The sequence below is a fragment of the Pararobbsia alpina genome (assembly GCF_902859895.1).
Classification (GTDB): domain Bacteria; phylum Pseudomonadota; class Gammaproteobacteria; order Burkholderiales; family Burkholderiaceae; genus Pararobbsia; species Pararobbsia alpina.
This window is the reverse complement of sequence record NZ_CADIKM010000159.1, coordinates 1-1298: the sequence shown is the minus strand read 5'-3', so window position 1 is coordinate 1298 and position 1298 is coordinate 1. Positions and strand designations below refer to the sequence as shown.

The 1298-nt window shown below is 59.2% G+C and carries 1 protein-coding gene; it reads left to right on the top strand.

The genetic code is table 11. The features are described 5' to 3' along the window. Nucleotides 1-642 precede the first annotated feature (642 nt). A partial coding sequence (locus HV670_RS30020) for a multicopper oxidase domain-containing protein (protein WP_175108545.1) occupies nucleotides 643-1298 on the top strand: 656 nt, incomplete at its 3' end.

Below are 1298 nucleotides of genomic sequence, written 5' to 3'. Positions count from 1 at the left end.
ATCGAGCTTGTCCTATCCTTTATCGAAGCGTCATGACTCGCTCACCGTTCCGCTCCGAACTGTGGACGTTGAGGGGCGTGGAATCAAGGCTCCTGCGTAACGCAGACCTCTACTAGATAAAACACGCGCTTCAAACATCCTCTGCAGAAGCTGCCCTGGTTCGTCGGCGTACGCCTTCGGCGCTCAAATCGCTTCCAACCAGGCGGCGGCTCTGGTTCGCCAAGCGCGACGCCTTCTTCAAGCTGGCTCGCGTTCCGGCCAGACTCCTTCAGAAACATCGGAGGACATATGAAACTTCAGTCGAGAATCGCAGGATCGGCCGTGCTCCTAATCGTTTCCGCAACGGCCAATTGCTTCGCACAAGACCCTCAAGACAGTAGCCATCGTGCCGATGAGCGCCAAACCACGAGCAACTCGATGGAGCCTCCCCTGGCCAGGGGGCAACTCACAGGCGGCGCAGGCAACGGGGCTCATCTGCTAGTTGCGGATCAAGTGAGCCCGACAATGCCCGCACAGGGTGCCCCAGCCACCACCAGACCGCTTTCCCCGGTACTGCCCGTGGCGAACCCCTGCCCGCGTTTCCCCGCAGGCAGCGTTGTCCACAATCCCCCGGCGCTCTTCAGCTCCAATGGCGTCCTGGAGGTGAAATTTTCCTACCAACAGCGGTTCGACAGCGACGGCCGCGAACTTCTTTGCTTCATGACCCCGGATGGGTTGGAAGATCCGACCCTGCGCCTCAAGCCCGGAGATCACCTCCTCCTTACGGTCACGAACAATACCCCGTCAAGTGCGGCGATGTTGCCGATTTTGAATGCGCCGAACTGTGGGGACGCGCAAATGACGATGTCTTCGATCAACATTCACTATCACGGAACCAATGCCTCTCCAGCCTGCCACCAGGATAACGTGATCAAAACGGTGATCAATCCAGGTGAAACGTTTCAGTACAACGTTGCCTTTCCAAAGAACGAGCCCTCCGGACTGTACTGGTACCACCCCCATATCCATATGCTTGCGGAACGTGAGACACAGGGCGGAGCCACGGGCGCCATTGTGGTCGAGGGCATCGAGAACCAGCAGCCGGCAGTGAGCGGTCTGCGGGAACGCGTGTTGATCGTGCGCGATCAACCGGTCCCCGGAAACCCCAAGCCGACGGGCAACATCCCCAACCTCGACTTGAGCTTGAATTTCATTCCGATCACCTCGCCAACGGCGCCCGATGCCACGAATTTCGTTCCGGCGATCCTGAACATGCGGCCCGGCGAAAGGGAGTTCTGGCGGGTGACCAACACCGCCGC